Origin of the sequence: Rhodococcus sp. NPDC059179 (assembly GCF_042754885.1) — a bacterium.
Lineage (GTDB): Bacteria > Actinomycetota > Actinomycetes > Mycobacteriales > Mycobacteriaceae > Rhodococcus_G.
Genome location: NZ_JBHZBV010000013.1, coordinates 24,155 through 39,839, shown reverse-complemented (window position 1 = coordinate 39,839; position 15,685 = coordinate 24,155). Strand labels below are relative to the sequence as shown.

Here is a 15,685-nt window from a genome sequence, read left to right as displayed (position 1 = left end):
CGTCAGCTCCGGAGCTTGAGGCCCCGGCCGTCGCGGACGTTCCCGACGAGAATCATGATCCCGTCGATCACTGACCACAGCCAGAATCCGATGACGAACGGGATGCCGATCAGCAGGAAGGACATGACGATCGCGAAGAACATGCCGAGCAACTGCACGAGACCGAGCACGGTACTTCCCATGTAGAGCCGGCCCACCCCACAGATGGACAGGAACGGCAGCAGGATCTGCAGGAGCCCGGCCGCCACCTTCGACTTGTCCGACAGCGGCTCCCCCGTGATCGGGTCACGGCCGAAGGGCGCACCCGGATCTGCGCCTGCGAATCCGTAGCCGGGCACGCCGGCGAACTGCTGCATCGCGGGCGGCTGGGTGAACCCTGGTGGCGGTGGGTACGCCGGCCCACTGCCGGGTGCCCCGTAGACCGGCCCGGGCGCCTGCGGGTAGCCGGTGCCCGAGGACTCGTTAGTCGGATACTGGGAGGTCGGGTCGTCCCAGGTGCCGCCGTTCTCGATCCGCTTCCGCCAGTCGTCGTCCGGTGCGGTCACGTGTCGTCCCCCTGCGTCGTGGCGTCGTTCTTCGGCGGCGCGTCGGTCGGGCTCGCGGTCACCGCGCCGCTTCCATCAGGAGCGGTCTCGGGCCGCGGCTGATCCGCCGGGTGCTCCGCCAGGTACGCCTCGCGGGCCTTGCCGATCCGCAGCTCGGCGGGCGTCTCGCGGCCCTTCTTCGCGGTGAGGAAGTAGATCACCGCGCCGATGAACACGATCACCGAGGTGAACGAGTTGATCCGGATCCCGGCGATGAGCGTCGCGTGGTCGTCGCGCATCAGCTCGACGAAGAACCGGCCCAGGCAGTACCCAGCGACGTAGAGCGCGAACAGCCGGCCGTGGCCGATCCGGTAGCGGCGGTCCACCCACACCAGCAGCGCGACGATCAGCAGGTTCCACACCAGCTCGTACAGGAAGGTCGGGTGCACGACCTTCTCGACCACGCCGGTGGACGTGCCGGTCAGCTGATCGAGCCGGCCTGCGTCGTTGACCCGCTCGAAGATCTCCAGGCCCCACGGCACGGTCGTCTCGCGGCCGTAGAGTTCCTGATTGAAGTAGTTGCCGATCCGCCCGATCGCCTGCGCCAGCAACACCGTCGGCGCGATGGCGTCGCCGAGCGCGGCGACCGATACCCCACGCTGTCGGCACCCGATCCAGGCACCGACGCCACCGAACAGCACCGCGCCCCAGATACCGAGGCCGCCCTGCCAGATCTTCAGCGCGTCGGCTGGACTGCCGCCCTCACCGAAGTAGGTGCTCCAGTCGGTGAGCACGTGGTAGATCCGACCACCGATGAGTCCGAACGGGACCGCCCAGATCGCGACGTCGAGGACCGTGCCCTTCTCGCCGCCGCGGGCCACCCAGCGCCGGTCGCCCCACACCGCGGCGACGACGATGCCGACGATGATGAACAGCGCGTACGCACGCAGCGGCACCGGGCCGATCGTCCAGACGCCCTGGGGCGGGCTCGGGATGTACGCCAGGAGGTCGGTAGTCGAGGTCACGACGCCACGGTAGTCGAGCGGACCCCCGCGGCGAGCTCAGTGGTGATCGCGCGCAGCGCGTCCGGGCCCTCGGCAACCGCGGTCACCAGCGCGGAACCGACGATGACCGCATCCGCATAGGCGGCGATCTCGGCGGCCTGCGCGCCGGAACGGACGCCGAGCCCGACACCGACGGGAATGTCGGAGTGCGCGCGCACCCGGGCCACCAACTCCGGCGCCATGTTCGACACGGCGTCTCGGGCGCCGGTGACACCCATCGTCGAGGTCGCGTACACGAACCCGCGGCACAGGTCGACGGTGCTGGCGAGGCGTTCGCTGGTCGAGGACGGCGCCACCAGGAAGATCCGGTCCAGGCCGTGCCGGTCGGCGGCGGCCAGCCAGTCGGCTGCCTCGTCCGGAATCAGGTCAGGCGTGATGATGCCGAGCCCGCCCGCCGCGGCGAGATCGCGGGCGAACTCGTCGACGCCGTACTTGAGGACCAGGTTCCAGTAGGTCATCACGACCGCCTTGCCGCCGGCCTTGCTGATCGCCTCGACGACGGTGAACACGTCACGAACGCGGAAGCCCGCGACCAGGGCCTCGTTCGCGGCGGCCTGGATGGTCGGTCCGTCCATGACCGGGTCGCTGTAGGGGATGCCCACCTCGACGAGGTCGCAGCCGGAGGCGACCAGCGTCTCGAACGCCTCGATGGAAAGGGGCAGGTCGGGATAGCCTGCGGGCAGGTAGCCGACCAGCGCGGCGCGGTTCTCCGCCCGGCACTGCGCGAAGAGCTCGGCAAGGCGGGACGGTGCAGCGGCGTGCGGCTTCGGTGCGGTCACTTCGCGTGGCCTTCCTTGTTCGAGTGTTCGGTGTCGGTGTCGCCTTCGGGCATCAGGCCGAACCACTTCGCCGCGGTGTCGACGTCCTTGTCGCCGCGGCCGGAGATGTTGACCAGCACGATCGCGCCCTCACCGAGTTCACGGCCGAGCTTGAGGGCACCCGCCACCGCGTGCGCCGACTCGATGGCCGGAATGATGCCCTCGGTGCGGCTGAGCAACGCGAACGCGTCCATCGCCTCGGTGTCGGTGATCGGGCGGTACTCGGCGCGGCCGATGTCGTTGAGGAACGAGTGCTCCGGTCCCACACCCGGGTAGTCGAGTCCCGCGGAGATCGAGTGCGAGTCGATGGTCTGACCGTCCTCGTCCTGCAGCAGGTACGAGTACGCACCGTGCAGTGCGCCCGGGGAGCCACCGGTGATGGTCGCGGCATGCCTGCCGGTCTCGACGCCGTCGCCCGCGGCCTCGAGGCCGACCAGCTTGACCGACGGGTCGTCGATGAACGCGTGGAAGATGCCGATGGCGTTGGAGCCGCCGCCGACGCACGCGGCGACCGCGTCGGGCAGCCGGCCCGTGTGCGCCAGCACCTGCGCCCGCGCCTCGAGCCCGATGATGCGCTGGAAATCACGGACCATGACCGGGAACGGGTGCGGGCCCGCCGCCGTGCCGAAGCAGTAATAGGTGTTGTGCGCGTTGGTGACCCAGTCGCGCAGCGCCTCGTTGATGGCGTCCTTGAGGGTCCGCGATCCGGTGAGCGCCGGGATCACCTCGCCGCCGAGCAGCCGCATCCGGGCGACGTTGAGCGCCTGCCGCTTGGTGTCGACCTCGCCCATGTACACCACACACTCGAGGCCGAGCAGCGCGCAGGCGGTGGCGGTCGCGACACCGTGCTGGCCCGCGCCGGTCTCCGCGATGACGCGGGTCTTGCCCATCCGCTTGGCCAGCAGCACCTGACCGAGGACGTTGTTGATCTTGTGAGAACCGGTGTGGTTCAGGTCTTCCCGCTTGAGCAGCAGCCGCGCACCGCCTGCGTGCTCGCTGAGTCGGGTCGCCTCGTACACCGGCGACGGACGGCCCGTGTAGTCACGCTGCAGCCGATCCAGCTCGTCCAGGAAGGAGTCGTCCGCACGCGCCTTGTCGTACTCGGCGGTGACCTCCTCGATCACCGCCATCAGCGCCTCGGGAACGTACCGTCCGCCGAAGTCACCGAAATGGCCGCCCTGATCGGGTTCGTGGGCGCTGCGCTCGGTGATGCCGGCACTCATGCGGGGAAGGCCGCGGCCCTTGGCGGAAAGTACGGGATCGTCTGTGCTCACCCGTCCAGTCTGCCTTAGTCGCTGCGGTCCAACTCACGTCGGGTCCGCCCCCGAAGGGTTGCTCAGCGAGCGGGCTTGGGGCAGGACGGGTGCGCCCCGGCCGCCACCAGATCCTTGACGGCCGTGCGCGGATCGCCGCTGGTGACCAAGCCCTCGCCGACGAGGACAGCGTCCGCGCCCGCGCCCGCGTACGCCAGCAGATCCGCGGTCCCGCGGACCCCGGACTCCGCGATCTTGATGACCTCGGTCGGCAGGCCGGGAGCGATCCGGGCGAAGGTGTCGCGGTCGACCTCGAGGGTCTTGAGGTTGCGCGCATTGATGCCGATGACGCTGGCACCCGCCTCGAGGGCCCGGTCGGCCTCCTCCTCGGTGTGCACCTCCACGAGGGCGGTCATGCCGAGGGACTCGGTGCGGTCGAGCAGTGATGCGAGCGCGTCCTGCTCGAGGGCCGCGACGATCAGCAGGATGACGTCCGCGCCGTGCGCCCTGGCCTCGTGGATCTGGTACGGCCCGACGATGAAGTCCTTGCGCAGGACCGGGATGGTCACGGCCGCGCGCACGGCGTCGAGGTCCGCGAGCGAGCCGCGGAAGCGCCGCTCCTCGGTGAGCACGCTGATCACCCGGGCACCGCCCTGCTGGTACGCAAGGGCGAGCTCGGCGGGGTCCGCGATGTCCGACAGCGCACCCTTGGACGGGCTGGCCCGCTTGACCTCTGCGATGACCCCGATTCCTGGCGCGCGCAGGGCGGCGGCGGCGTCGAGTGCCGCGGGAGCGGCGGCCGCGGCCGCCTTCACTGCCCCGAAGTCCAGAACGGATTCACGGGCCGCGACGTCTGCACGCACCCCGTCGAGAATCGAATCGAGAACCGTCATCGTGTCCCGAGTCCTTTCTGGGCCGTTGCTGTGTGAGCAACCTCATCCGGATTGGGCAAGCCTAGATGCCGCCTGCTTATTGACTAACGGCGGGTGTCTGTGCCACCGGCAGACTCGGGTCCGTCCTCGGGATTTGGCCCGGCGACGTCGCCCGCGGTCGGGTCCTCCCCCGCGTCCAGGGCGTCCCAGAGCATCCGATCGCTGAGCGGTTCCTCCGAGGTCGCCGCGCGGTTGCCCGCCTCCGCCCTGCGGGCGGCCGGGGCCGCGTACTTCGACGACAGGCCGGTGCTCACCGCCGCCTTGCGGATCAGCGCGACCGCGGCGATCAGCGCCGTGACGCCACCGAGTACGACCAAGATCGCGGGCACCGCGAACGTCTGGGTCGCGGTCACCTCGGCGCGGTCGGGCAGCTCGGCGAGCCGACCGGCCTTGTCGTCGTCGACGCCCCCGATCAGTAGCGACGCCGCGGGCACGATCGCCGCGACCGCAACCAGCGCGACCAGCAGCCCGACCACGCGCAGCGCCCAGCCGCGCACGGCGAAGGAAGCGGCGATGGCAGCGACAAGCGTCAGGGCCAACGGGGTGGTCGCGGCCGCCCAGGTGCCGCCGATCAGGTCGCTGGTGCGGGCGCCGCCCAGCCCGTCGAACGACTCGACGCGGACCCAGGTCATCCGCGAGGACGCCCACAGGCACAGCGCCGCGACCGCGAGCAGCAGCACCGGCAGGACGGCCGCGGACGCCCGGCCCCTGGTGGGTGCGGCGGACGGATCCCGGTCCGGCTCCTGCTCAGTCATCGGTGCCGCCGACCGCCCTGAGCGTGCCCGCCGCCGCGATCGCGCTGAGCACCGCCATCGCCTTGTTCTTCGCCTCGGTGTCCTCGTAGACCGGATCGGAATCGGCCACGATGCCCGCGCCTGCCTGTACGTAGGCCGTGCCGCCCTTGATCAGTGCGGTGCGGATCGCGATCGCGGTGTCGGCGTCGCCCGCGAAGTCGAGGTATCCCACGATTCCTCCGTAGATGCCGCGGCGGGTCGGTTCGAGCTCGTCGATCAGTTCCATCGCGCGCACCTTCGGCGCCCCGGACAGGGTGCCAGCCGGGAAGCAGGCGGTGACCGCGTCGAGGGCGTGCATGCCCTCCGCCAGCCGGCCGGTGACCGTCGAGACCAGGTGCATGACGTGGCTGTAGCGCTCGATGTGCCGGTAGTCGTGCACCTTGACGGTGCCCGGCTCGCACACCCGGCCGAGGTCGTTGCGACCCAGGTCCACGAGCATGAGGTGCTCGGAGTTCTCCTTCTCGTCCGCCAGCAGGTCCTTCTCCAGGAGGATGTCGTCCTCCTCGGAGGCGCCGCGCCAGCGGGTACCCGCGATCGGGTGGGTGGTCGCCACGCCCTCGCTCACCGTGACCAGGGCTTCCGGGCTCGATCCGACGATCGAGAACGCGGTGCCGCCGTCGCCGTCCGGGACGTGCACCAGATACATGTACGGACTCGGGTTCGACGCCCGCAGCATCCGGTACACGTCGAAGGGATCGGCGTCGGTGTCCATCTCGAAGCGCTGCGAGAGCACCACCTGGAACGCCTCGCCCGCCTCGATCTCCGAGACCAGGCGCCGCACGTCGACGCCGAAGTGCTCGGTGGTGCGCTGGCGGCGGTAGTCGGGGGTGGTCTTGGCGAAGGTGGACACGGTGGACGGCGCGGGCGCGGTGAGCGCGTGCGTCATCGCGTCGAGCCGGGCGACGGCGTCGTCGTACGCCTCGTCAACGTGTTCGTCGGTGCCGTTCCAGTTGACGGCGTTGGCGATCAGCGTGATGGCGCCCTCGTGGTGGTCGACGGCGGCCAGGTCGGTGGCCAGCAGCATCACCATCTCGGGGATCTGCAGGTCGTCGGCGGCGTGGCTGGGCAGCCGCTCCAGCCGGCGGACGATGTCGTAGCCCATGAACCCGACCATGCCGCCGGTCAGCGGCGGCAGGTCCGGCAGGCGTTCGCTGCGCAACAGTTCGAGGGTCTGGCCGAGGGCGGCGATCGGGTCGCCGCCCGACGGCGCGCCCGCCGGGACGTTGCCGAGCCAGCCTGCCTCCCCGTCGACGACGGTCAGCGCGGCGGGGCTGCCGGCCCCGATGAAGGACCAGCGCGACCAGGACCGGCCGTTCTCGGCGGATTCCAGCAGGAAGGTGCCCGGCCGGTCGCCCGCGAGCTTGCGGTACGCGGACAGCGGGGTTTCGGAGTCCGCCAACACCTTTCGTGTCACGGGGACCACGCGATGGTCGGCCGCGAGGGCACGGAACTGCGCCCTGGTGGTGGTGTGATCGCCCGCGTCGGCGACGGCGACTGCGGGCTGGACGGTGGTTGACTCGCCGGACATGCCGTCCATCATCGCAGGAGCGGAGCCGGCGGAGCGACCAGGTCACCGGAGCGGAGCCGGCGGAGCGACCTGCCTACAGTGCGGCCCGATCCATCGGGCGTGGCAAAGGCTCGAGCGCACCGGCCCCGCGGAGTCGCCGATAGGCCAGGACCACATCGCCGACCTCACCTGGTGCCGCGATGGCCATCAGCACGCCCCCGGTCGGTTCTTCGCGCGCCACCTGCAGGTCGGCCGGCACCAGGGCCGCGCGGCCCGGGGAGAGGTAGCCGAGACGACCCACGACCGGATCACCGACCGTGAAACCCGACTCCTCCAGCGCGTCGAGCACGTCGTCGTCGGTCACGTCGCCGAAGTCCGGCTCCCACACCCGTACGACGGCCGCGAGGAGGTCGGCCTCGGGCACCTCGGCCTCGGGCGGCGCAGCGACCGCGATCACGATCGACTGCAGCAGGAACTCCGGGGCGCCTCCAGCCAGGGCGCTGACCTCCACCTCCCACCCCGACTCCCCAGCGAGGGCGAGCCGCAGTCCGGTGCCGATGCGATCCGACCAGTCATCCGCGGATTGTGCTTCGCGCAGGGCCGCCAGCAACGAGTCCCGGTCCGCCCGCAGGTCGGTGTCGGGACCGGCCCCGTGAATGTGCCGCCAGGCCCACGGCCCTCCCGGCCCGGACGGCTGGCCGCACGCAGGGAGCAGCTCCGCGAGCTGGTCCAGGGTTGCCGCCCAGCGCGTGGCGAGCGCGCCGACCGGCTCCGGCCGAGGACCCCAGAACGCCCGCACCACCCGTCGCATCCGCGCCCCCGCTCCCCAAAGCTTGTCGTCCGCCGCTCGCAGGCTAGCCCCGAGCAGTCGGCCGCGCACGTTGTAGCCTCAGCCCAATGCAGACCGGACAGCAGGCCCCCGACTTCTCGCTTCCCGACCAGGACGGCACCGTCCGGACCCTGAGCGAACTGGTTGCGGGCGGCCCCTTGGTGCTCTTCTTCTACCCTGCCGCCGCCACTCCGGTGTGCACGGCCGAGGCCTGCCATTTCCGCGATCTCGCGGGCGAGTTCGCGTCGGTCGGCGCGGCACGGGCCGGGATCAGCACCGACACGGTGGCGAAGCAGGCGTCGTTCGCGGCCGCTCAGTCCTTCGACTACCCGCTGCTGGCCGACGTCGGTGGCGTCGTGGCCGAGCAGTTCGGGGTGCGGCGCGGACTGCTCGCGAAGCTCTCCCCGGTCAAGCGGACGACCTTCGTCATCGGCTCCGACCTGACCGTGCTCAAGGTGATCGCCAGCGAGCTGCGCGCGAATACGCACGGCGACCAGGCGCTGGAGTTCCTGCGCAGCCGCGACACCGCCCTGGAGAGCTGAACCCTCGGCTACGCGACCTGGATCGAGCGCTTGGCCAGGCCCATCCAGAATCCGTCGATCACCTGCTGCGGCACCTGCTCGGGGTCTCTGGACGCACCGAGCGTGACGAACAGCGGGGCGAAATGCTCGATGGTGGGGTGCGCGTAGGGCATTCCCGGCGCCTTCGCGCGGAAGTCGATCAGCGCGTCCACGTCGGCGGCGGCGAATCGTTCGCCCGCCCAGGCGTCGAACTCGGCGGACCAGCCGGGTGCCTGGGCGGCAGGCGACGGGTCGCGCAGGAACGGCAGGCCGTGGGTGGTGAATCCGGATCCGACGATGAGCACGCCCTGCTCGCGCAGCGGACGCAGCCGCTCACCCAGGTGCAGCAGCCGCTGCGGGTCGAGGGTTGGCATCGAGATCTGCAGGACCGGGATGTCGGCGTCCGGGTACATCACGGTGAGCGGCACGTAGGCGCCGTGGTCGAGGCCACGGCTCGCTTGATGCGCGACCGGCTCGTTGTCCGGCATCAGCGCGGCGACCTGCCGGGCCAGCTCGGGTGCGCCGGGCGAGCGGTAGGTCACCTCGTAGTACCGGCGAGCGAATCCGCCGAAGTCGTAGGTCAGCGGGGTGCCGGTGGTGGTGGATCCGATGGTCAGCGGAGCCGACTCCCAGTGCGCGGACACCACCAGGATCGCCGTCGGGCGCGGCAGCTCGTCCGACCACGCGGCGAGCTGGGAAACCCACAGGTCGTCGTCGACCAGTGGAGGGGCGCCGTGGCTGAGGTAGAGCGCTGGCATAGCGTGATCGCTCATAGCGACTCCTTTTATTGAAGCTTCAAGTATCGTAGGAGTCAACGCCGGTGCACGCCAAATATTCCGATCGGAGGTCGCGGTGACGCGATGGTTGAGCGAGGAGCAACAGCGGGCCTGGCGTGAGCTGGTGAACGTGATGACCCGCATGCCCGCGGCGCTGGACACCCAGTTGCAGCGCGACGCCGGGCTGACCCACTTCGAGTACTTCGTGCTGTCGGCGCTCTCCGAGGAACCGAATCGGCGACTTCAGCTGACCGCGCTGGCGACCGCCGCGAACGCCTCGCTGTCGCGGCTGTCGCATGTGGTGACCAAACTGGAGAAGGTCGGCTGGCTGCGCCGCGAGAGCATCGTGGGTGCGCGCGGGTCGCTGGCCGTGCTCACCGATGCCGGCTACCAGAAGGTCGTCGAAGCGGCGCCCGGCCACGTCCAGACGGTGCGAGCACTGCTGTTCGACGGGCTCGACGACGCGCAGGTGCGCCAGCTCAGCACCCTCGGCGAGGCGATGGTCGCGCAGCTCGACCGCGGCCTCGCCGCAGGCAGCGGTCAGGCGTAGGCGCGTCAACCCAGCGGCGAGCCGCTACATCAACCCAGCGGGACGCCGCCGACTCCCCAGTTCTCGCGCGGCGTGTCGGTCAGGGTGACCCACACCTGTGCGGGGTTCTTCCCGGTCGCCTCCGCGTACGCCTTGGTGACGGCTTCGATGGTCGCCTTCTTCTGTTCGGTGGTGAGTCCGGGCGTCTGGCTGATCTGAATGAGGGGCATGGGCACCATGCTGCCATCGGCCGGACAATGGGCAGGGATGGCGTACTACGGAGATGTAGATGATCGATCAGGAGCTGGTGGATCGCGCGGCGATCGCGGCCGATCTCGAGCGTGCTCGGGTTGCACTGCACGAACTCGTCGATAATGCGGGTGCCATTGACCTCGCCCGATTGTCGAACGGCACCCGCTGGTCGAACGAGCAGCTGCTGTTTCACATGGTCTTCGGGTACATGGTCGTCGCTCGGCTTCTCGTCCTCGTGAGGGCGTTCTCTCGACTACCCGACAGCGCGAGCCGACTGTTCGCGAGGACCCTCGATGCCGGGACCCCGATGTTCGACGTGGTCAACTACCGCGGGTCATGCCTGGCGGCGCGGGTGTTCGATCACCGGCGAATGGGCAGGAAGTGCGACCGGGTCATCGGCACGCTCCAGCGGCATCTCGCGAACGAATCCGAGGCGGCGCTGCGCCGCGGCATGCATTTCCCGACACGCTGGGACCCGTTCTTCGCCGACTACATGACCCTCGAGCAGGTGTACCGATATCCCGGTCGCCACTTCGACTTCCACCGGAACCAGCTCACGCTCGACTGAGCGCGCAGCAGTTCAGCGATCGACCGGATCCAGGTGCAGCGCAGCTCGTAGCGCGGGAACCGACGGTGCACCGTCGAGGCCTCCGCCCTCAGCCGGGTAGAGACGGCAGGACACACTCGGCACCAACCCCGGATCGGCGAACGGGTCCTCGCCGTCGACGAGCAGGGTCGGCGAGCCCGTCATGCCTGCCGCGGTTGCGGCGGCCGGATCCACGAGCACGCGGTGCGTGATCGTCATGTCGATCTGCTCGCCCGCCACAGCCTGGGCGAGTCGCTGCTCGAGCAGCGTCACGTTGGGGCAGTCGGGAACCTGCAGGATCTCCAGCTTCATCGGATCTCTCCTTCGGCATGCAGGACTTCGACAACACCCTTTTGCAGCTTAATTCGACTTCTGTCAATATTGACACATGTCGAACCAGGAGTCGTTGGAGAGCGGTGCGTGTTGTTCGCCGCTCGTGCGTGAACCGTTGACCGAGGATTGGGCGGGCGACCTGGCCCGGATGTTCAAGGCGCTCGGCGACCCGGTGCGGCTGCGGCTGCTGAGCCTGGTGGCCAGCCACGCCGGCGGTGAAGCCTGCGTCTGCGACATCTCCGAGTCCTTCGACCTGTCGCAGCCGACCATCTCCCACCACCTCAAGGTGCTGCGTGAGGCCGGTCTGCTGGACTGCGAGCGCCGCGGCACCTGGGTGTACTACTGGGTGATCCCGTCAGCGCTGCAGCAGCTCTCGGCGGTCCTGCTCACCGAGGGCGCACCGACCGTCCCGTCCGAGGCGTGCACGGAGGTCCCCGCATGAGCGAGGCCACGACCACCGAGCACCCCGCCGTCGTCGGCAAACTCTCCACCCTCGACCGCTACCTGCCCGTCTGGATCGGCGCCGCGATGGTCGCCGGCCTGCTGCTCTGCCGCTGGGTCCCCGGGCTGAACACCGCGATCGAGAAGGTGCAGATCGACGGCATCTCCCTCCCGATCGCACTCGGCCTGCTGATCATGATGTACCCGGTCCTGGCGAAGGTCCGCTACGACCGCCTCGACACCGTCACCGGCGACCGCAAACTCCTCGTCGGCTCCCTGGTCCTGAACTGGGTGCTCGGGCCTGCGCTGATGTTCGCGCTCGCATGGATCTTCCTGCCCGACCTCCCCGAGTACCGCACCGGACTGATCATCGTCGGCCTGGCCCGCTGCATCGCGATGGTCATCATCTGGAACGACCTGGCCTGCGGGGACCGCGAGGCGGCCGCCGTGCTGGTCGCGATCAACTCGGTGTTCCAGGTGATCATGTTCGCCGTACTCGGCTGGTTCTACCTCTCGGTTCTGCCCGGCTGGCTCGGCCTGGAACAGACCACCATCGACACCTCGCCCTGGCAGATCGCGAAGTCCGTGCTGATCTTCCTCGGCATCCCGCTGCTCGCCGGGTACCTGACCCGACGCTTCGGCGAAAAGGCCAGGGGTCGTGAGTGGTACGAGACGAAGTTCATTCCGCGGATCGGGCCGTGGGCCCTCTACGGCCTGCTCTTCACCATCGTCATCCTCTTCGCGCTGCAGGGCGACCAGATCACCTCGCAGCCCCTCGACGTGGTCCGCATCGCCATTCCGCTGCTGGTGTATTTCGCGGTGATGTGGGGCGGCGGCTACGCACTCGGCGCCGCAATGGGATTGGGCTACGAGCGCACCACCACCCTCGCGTTCACGGCCGCGGGCAACAACTTCGAGCTCGCCATCGCCGTCGCCATCGCCACCTACGGCGCCACCTCCGGCCAGGCGCTCGCAGGCGTGGTCGGCCCGCTGATCGAGGTACCCGTCCTCGTCGGCCTCGTCTACGTCTCCCTCGCGCTACGCAAGCGCTTCACCCCGAAGGGCCCACTCCATGCCTGACAAGCCCAGCGTCCTGTTCGTCTGCGTGCACAACGCCGGCCGCTCCCAGATGGCCGCCGGATTCCTCTCCCACCTCGCAGGCGACGCGATCGAGGTCCGCTCCGCGGGCAGCGCCCCAGCCGCAACCATCAACTCCGCCGCGGCCCTGGCGATGGCCGAGGTCGGCATCGACATCTCGGCACAGTCGCCGAAGATCCTCACCCCCGACGCCGTGGAGTCCTCGACCGTGGTCATCACCATGGGCTGCGGCGACGCCTGCCCCGTCTTCCCCGGCGTCAGCTACCGCGACTGGGCGCTTGACGATCCGGCAGGCAAGGGCGTCGAGGCGGTCCGGCCGATCCGTGACGAGATCCGCTCCCGCGTCGAAGCCCTGATCGCCGAACTCGGCAGTCACCGCGGCGGTTCGGTCACGTAGGTGTCGACCGCCCGTTGCAGGCGTTCGAGGGCGTCGCGCATTTCCTGAATCGCCCTGTTCAGGTCCGCCGCGGTCGCCGGATCCACTTCGGCGGGAGCCGGTTCCGGCGCGGGCGGACCGGGCGGCGGGGCGACAGGATCCCCGGACTCCGGCGGCGCCGTCGCGGCGTCCCCGCCGGGGGCGGTGGCCGCGCGGCCGGTGCCAGGGCCGAACAGCTGATCCAACCCCTCCGCCAGCGTGGCGCCGTACCCGACCCGGACCCCGCCCGTCGCTCCCGGCTCCCGGTAACTGACCAGCACCCGCGAGAGTTGCGGGAACGTCGAACCGTTCTGCGCCGACGAGATCCGCTCGGTGAACAGCGGTTCGACGTAGAGCACGCCGCCGTCGGCGATCGGCAGCATCAGCAGGTTGCCGTACTCGATCCGGTTCGATCGCTCGAGCAGGGTCCGCTCGGAGGCGACTCGGGTGTCGGAGATCATCGAGTTCTGGGTCTGCACCGGGCCCTGGGTCTGGGTGTCGGTCGGCAACTGCAGCACGGTCAGCGTGCCGTAACCATCGGGGTCGGAGTGTGCCGAGATGTACGCGGACAGGAACTCGCGGTTGAAGCCCACCATCGCGCTGGCCAACCGGAACGACGGCCGCGCGGTCGCCTGGTCCCCGACCAGGACGTAGAACGGCGGCTGCTGCGGGTTTGCCTCGACCGTGGGATCGCTCGGCACCGACCAGAAGGCGTTGGTGGTGAAGAACTCTCGCGGCTCGTCGACGTGATACTTCGCGAGCATCTCGCGCTGGACCCGGAACAGGTCCTCCGGGTACCGGAAGTGCGCGCGGAGCTCGGCGGGCACCGACGTCTCCGGCTCCACCGTGCCGGGGAAGGCGTTCATCCAGGCCCTCAGCACCGGATCCTGCCCGTCCACCTGATAGAGCGTCACGGTGCCGTCGTAGGCGTCCACGGTGGCCTTCACCGAGTTCCGCGCATACGCGATCTCCGCACGCGCGTTCAGCCGGCCGGTATCGGCGTCGAACGCGAGCTCCTCCAACGAACTGTGCTGCGCGTACGGGAAGTCCGCAAGGGTGGTGTAGGCGTCGACGATCCAGACGATCTTGCCGGCCACCACCGCGGGGTACGGGTTGTGGTCGGTGGTCAGCCACGGCGCGACGTGCTCGACGCGCGCCCTGGGGTCACGATTGAAGATGATCCTCGAGTCCGGGCCGATGGCGCGGGAGAAGAGGATGTTGCGCTCGGTGTACTGGGTGGCGAATGCCAAGCGGTTGAACCAGTTTCCGATCCGGACGCCGCCGGATCCCGCGTAGGTGTACTTGGAGGTGTCGGTGTCGTACTCGCGGGGCCCCGACTCCCCCGGCCCGCCGACGATCGCGTAGTCGGGCTCGGCATGGCCGATCACCTCGCCGAAGTAGATGCGGGGCTGATCGACCGGAATCACCTGGGCACCGGAACCCTGCGACGCGATGTCGCTGACCGTGTAGATGGGGTAGCCGCTGTTGCTGTTGGAGGCGTCGACGGCCGCCTCCCGGACCGCCGCGTTCACCCGGTTGGCGGGTGCGGCGACGAACCCGTTCCCGTGGGTGTACACGGTGTGCCGGTTGATCCAGTCCGTCTGGTTGCCGGTCAGGCTGCCAGGGGACAGTTCCCTGGCGGCGACGACGAAGTCGCGCAGCTCGCCGTCGATCTCATACCGGTCGAGGTCCAGGGTCGACGGGAAGCCGTAGAAGTTCTTGAGCTGCTGCTGCTGGGTGAAGGTGCGCGAGAGCACATTCGAATCGAGCAGCCGCGCGTTCGCGATGGTGGTCACGTCGGCCGGGACGTCGCGCGGCGACGCGGTCCCCACCCCCGGATAGTCCCGGTACTCGACCCGGTCGCCACCGATCCCGTAGGCCTGCCGGGTGGCCTCGATGTTGCGCTGAATGTACGGACGCTCGACGTCGGCCGCGTTCGGGCGCACCGAGAACTGCTCCATCGCCATCGGCCACACCGCGCCAACCAGGATCGAGGACAGCACCAGCAGCGCCGCCGCCAGCGCCGGAACCCGGAGGTCGCGGCGAACGATCGCCGCGAAGAACGCCCCGGCACACAGGACCGCGATCGCGAACATGATGAACTTCGCCGGCATCACGGCGTTGATGTCCGTGTAGCCGGCGCCGGTGAACGTCGGCTCCTTCCGACCGCTCGCCAGCAGCGAGTACCGGTCCAGCCAGTACGCGACCGCCTTCAGTAGGGCGAACGTCCCGACGAGCACCGCGAGCTGGATCCGCGCGGACCGCGTCAGGCCGGGCTTGCGCCCCGAGACGCGCAGCCCGCCGAAGAGGTAATGGGTCAGCAGGCTCGCCAGGAAGGCGAAGATGATCGCGACGAACAACCAGTTCAGGACGGAACGATAGAACGGCAGGTCGAAGGCGAAGAAGCCGACGTCGTAGCCGAACTGCGGGTCCTTGATGCCGAACGCGCCACCGTGCAGGTACAGCTGCACCGTCCGCCAGTTCGACTGGGCGATCAGGCCGCACAGCAGCCCCAGGAAGACGGGGATGCCCCACCCGAACGCTCGCGGCCGCTGCGCGATGAACATCCGGTACGGCCGCAGCGGGTCGTCTCGACCCGACCCGGGTATCGGCACCGGACGCGCGTGATAGGCCAGTCGCACGGCGAGGATCACGGCGCCACCCACGAGAAGGGACACCGCGAGGAACAGCAGCACCCGGGTGAGTAGGACGGTGCCCCAGACGCTCCGGTATCCGACCTCGCCGAACCACAGCCAGTTGGTATAGGCGCCCACCAGCGGTGGGAGCAGCACCAGCACCGCGAGCAGGGCGGTGGCCGCCACCAGCAGGACCCGACCGCGCCGCGACAGCTGCGGAAGACCTTCAACCGGCCGTTGAGCCACTTCCCACGCTCCAGGTCCGAGCGCGTCGCGGCCTACCGGCGTGTCCTCACCAGCGTCGCCGCCGACGTGTGTCCGTTTCGCCCTATTCTACG

At 69.6% G+C, this 15,685-nt stretch carries 18 protein-coding genes; 6 read left to right on the top strand and 12 right to left on the bottom strand.

Features of this window, described 5'->3' with window-relative positions; genetic code table 11:
- Window positions 1-2: 2 nt before the first annotated feature.
- From ACFXMV_RS19990 to ACFXMV_RS19955, 8 genes are all read right to left on the bottom strand, one after another.
- Entirely contained in the window at window positions 3-545 is a 543-nt protein-coding gene (locus ACFXMV_RS19990; protein ID WP_378501232.1) for a TM2 domain-containing protein, read from the bottom strand.
- Window positions 542-1,549: a prolipoprotein diacylglyceryl transferase gene (gene lgt / locus ACFXMV_RS19985; RefSeq protein WP_378501231.1), complete on the bottom strand. Its 1,008-nt coding sequence runs from the start codon at window positions 1,547-1,549 to the stop codon at window positions 542-544. The genes ACFXMV_RS19990 and lgt overlap by 4 nt, the downstream gene beginning before the upstream one ends.
- Window positions 1,546-2,367 (bottom strand): tryptophan synthase subunit alpha, encoded by an 822-nt coding sequence (trpA, locus tag ACFXMV_RS19980; RefSeq protein ID WP_378501230.1) that lies wholly within the window; start codon window positions 2,365-2,367, stop codon window positions 1,546-1,548. The genes lgt and trpA overlap by 4 nt, the downstream gene beginning before the upstream one ends.
- Complete coding sequence (trpB, locus tag ACFXMV_RS19975) at window positions 2,364-3,629, bottom strand: tryptophan synthase subunit beta (RefSeq protein ID WP_378503497.1); 1,266 nt, start codon at window positions 3,627-3,629, stop codon at window positions 2,364-2,366. Before trpB ends, trpA begins: the two co-directional genes overlap by 4 nt.
- A gap of 113 nt (window positions 3,630-3,742) precedes the next feature.
- Window positions 3,743-4,552, bottom strand: coding sequence for an indole-3-glycerol phosphate synthase TrpC (gene trpC / locus ACFXMV_RS19970; RefSeq protein WP_378501538.1), 810 nt, complete (start codon window positions 4,550-4,552; stop codon window positions 3,743-3,745).
- A gap of 83 nt (window positions 4,553-4,635) precedes the next feature.
- Entirely contained in the window at window positions 4,636-5,346 is a 711-nt protein-coding gene (locus ACFXMV_RS19965; protein WP_378501537.1) for a TIGR02234 family membrane protein, read from the bottom strand.
- Complete coding sequence (locus ACFXMV_RS19960) at window positions 5,339-6,913, bottom strand: anthranilate synthase component I (RefSeq protein WP_378501536.1); 1,575 nt, start codon at window positions 6,911-6,913, stop codon at window positions 5,339-5,341. The genes ACFXMV_RS19965 and ACFXMV_RS19960 overlap by 8 nt, the downstream gene beginning before the upstream one ends.
- Window positions 6,914-6,986: 73 nt before the next feature.
- Complete coding sequence (locus ACFXMV_RS19955) at window positions 6,987-7,703, bottom strand: hypothetical protein (RefSeq protein WP_378503466.1); 717 nt, start codon at window positions 7,701-7,703, stop codon at window positions 6,987-6,989.
- A gap of 86 nt (window positions 7,704-7,789) precedes the next feature.
- On the opposite strand from ACFXMV_RS19955, the gene ACFXMV_RS19950 reads away from it, so the two are divergent.
- The gene (locus ACFXMV_RS19950; protein ID WP_378500010.1) at window positions 7,790-8,263 is read left to right on the top strand and encodes a peroxiredoxin; all 474 of its coding nucleotides are present in this window, start codon (window positions 7,790-7,792) and stop codon (window positions 8,261-8,263) included.
- Window positions 8,264-8,271: 8 nt separating this feature from the next.
- Here ACFXMV_RS19950 and ACFXMV_RS19945 read toward each other — a convergent pair whose 3' ends face one another.
- The gene (locus ACFXMV_RS19945; protein WP_378500009.1) at window positions 8,272-9,054 is read right to left on the bottom strand and encodes a dioxygenase; all 783 of its coding nucleotides are present in this window, start codon (window positions 9,052-9,054) and stop codon (window positions 8,272-8,274) included.
- A 136-nt stretch (window positions 9,055-9,190) separates the two neighbouring features.
- Between ACFXMV_RS19945 and ACFXMV_RS19940 the strand changes: the two genes are divergently transcribed.
- Entirely contained in the window at window positions 9,191-9,607 is a 417-nt protein-coding gene (locus tag ACFXMV_RS19940; RefSeq protein WP_378500012.1) for a MarR family winged helix-turn-helix transcriptional regulator, read from the top strand.
- A gap of 29 nt (window positions 9,608-9,636) precedes the next feature.
- Here the strand turns inward: ACFXMV_RS19940 and ACFXMV_RS19935 are convergent, their stop codons facing one another.
- On the bottom strand, window positions 9,637-9,816 hold the full coding sequence (locus ACFXMV_RS19935) for a 4-oxalocrotonate tautomerase family protein (protein ID WP_378500008.1): 180 nt from the start codon (window positions 9,814-9,816) through the stop codon (window positions 9,637-9,639).
- A gap of 59 nt (window positions 9,817-9,875) precedes the next feature.
- Here ACFXMV_RS19935 and ACFXMV_RS19930 point away from each other — a divergent pair, with 59 nt between their 5' ends.
- Window positions 9,876-10,406 (top strand): DinB family protein, encoded by a 531-nt coding sequence (locus ACFXMV_RS19930; protein ID WP_378500007.1) that lies wholly within the window; start codon window positions 9,876-9,878, stop codon window positions 10,404-10,406.
- A gap of 12 nt (window positions 10,407-10,418) precedes the next feature.
- On the opposite strand, the gene ACFXMV_RS19925 is transcribed toward ACFXMV_RS19930, so the two are convergent.
- Window positions 10,419-10,736: an alkylmercury lyase gene (locus ACFXMV_RS19925; RefSeq protein ID WP_378500006.1), complete on the bottom strand. Its 318-nt coding sequence runs from the start codon at window positions 10,734-10,736 to the stop codon at window positions 10,419-10,421.
- A gap of 76 nt (window positions 10,737-10,812) precedes the next feature.
- Here ACFXMV_RS19925 and ACFXMV_RS19920 point away from each other — a divergent pair, with 76 nt between their 5' ends.
- The 3 genes from ACFXMV_RS19920 to ACFXMV_RS19910 are packed head-to-tail and all read left to right on the top strand — an operon-like array spanning window position 10,813 to window position 12,693.
- Window positions 10,813-11,199, top strand: a complete 387-nt coding sequence (locus ACFXMV_RS19920) for an ArsR/SmtB family transcription factor (protein WP_378500005.1) — start codon at window positions 10,813-10,815, stop codon at window positions 11,197-11,199.
- Window positions 11,196-12,278 (top strand): ACR3 family arsenite efflux transporter, encoded by a 1,083-nt coding sequence (arsB, locus tag ACFXMV_RS19915; protein WP_378500004.1) that lies wholly within the window; start codon window positions 11,196-11,198, stop codon window positions 12,276-12,278. Before ACFXMV_RS19920 ends, arsB begins: the two co-directional genes overlap by 4 nt.
- Window positions 12,271-12,693 carry an arsenate reductase ArsC gene (locus ACFXMV_RS19910; protein WP_378500003.1) on the top strand — a complete coding sequence of 141 codons (423 nt, stop codon included), beginning with the start codon at window positions 12,271-12,273 and terminating at the stop codon, window positions 12,691-12,693. The genes arsB and ACFXMV_RS19910 overlap by 8 nt, the downstream gene beginning before the upstream one ends.
- Here ACFXMV_RS19910 and ACFXMV_RS19905 read toward each other — a convergent pair.
- A complete protein-coding gene (locus ACFXMV_RS19905; RefSeq protein ID WP_378500002.1) occupies window positions 12,669-15,593 on the bottom strand; it encodes a UPF0182 family protein in 2,925 nt (974 codons plus the stop codon). The two genes, ACFXMV_RS19910 and ACFXMV_RS19905, sit on opposite strands and share 25 nt — an antisense overlap.
- Window positions 15,594-15,685 lie beyond the last annotated feature (92 nt).

Coding starts and splice junctions, on each gene's coding strand:
- ACFXMV_RS19935 (WP_378500008.1), bottom strand. CDS start 9,816: ATGCCCCTCATTCAGATCAGCCAGACGCCCGGACTCACCACCGAACAG.
- ACFXMV_RS19920 (WP_378500005.1), top strand. CDS start 10,813: ATGTCGAACCAGGAGTCGTTGGAGAGCGGTGCGTGTTGTTCGCCGCTC.
- ACFXMV_RS19965 (WP_378501537.1), bottom strand. CDS start 5,346: ATGACTGAGCAGGAGCCGGACCGGGATCCGTCCGCCGCACCCACCAGG.
- ACFXMV_RS19930 (WP_378500007.1), top strand. CDS start 9,876: ATGATCGATCAGGAGCTGGTGGATCGCGCGGCGATCGCGGCCGATCTC.
- ACFXMV_RS19950 (WP_378500010.1), top strand. CDS start 7,790: ATGCAGACCGGACAGCAGGCCCCCGACTTCTCGCTTCCCGACCAGGAC.
- ACFXMV_RS19945 (WP_378500009.1), bottom strand. CDS start 9,054: ATGAGCGATCACGCTATGCCAGCGCTCTACCTCAGCCACGGCGCCCCT.
- ACFXMV_RS19910 (WP_378500003.1), top strand. CDS start 12,271: ATGCCTGACAAGCCCAGCGTCCTGTTCGTCTGCGTGCACAACGCCGGC.
- ACFXMV_RS19955 (WP_378503466.1), bottom strand. CDS start 7,703: ATGCGACGGGTGGTGCGGGCGTTCTGGGGTCCTCGGCCGGAGCCGGTC.
- trpB (WP_378503497.1), bottom strand. CDS start 3,629: ATGAGTGCCGGCATCACCGAGCGCAGCGCCCACGAACCCGATCAGGGC.
- ACFXMV_RS19960 (WP_378501536.1), bottom strand. CDS start 6,913: ATGTCCGGCGAGTCAACCACCGTCCAGCCCGCAGTCGCCGTCGCCGAC.
- trpC (WP_378501538.1), bottom strand. CDS start 4,552: ATGACGGTTCTCGATTCGATTCTCGACGGGGTGCGTGCAGACGTCGCG.
- arsB (WP_378500004.1), top strand. CDS start 11,196: ATGAGCGAGGCCACGACCACCGAGCACCCCGCCGTCGTCGGCAAACTC.
- ACFXMV_RS19925 (WP_378500006.1), bottom strand. CDS start 10,736: ATGAAGCTGGAGATCCTGCAGGTTCCCGACTGCCCCAACGTGACGCTG.
- ACFXMV_RS19940 (WP_378500012.1), top strand. CDS start 9,191: ATGACCCGCATGCCCGCGGCGCTGGACACCCAGTTGCAGCGCGACGCC.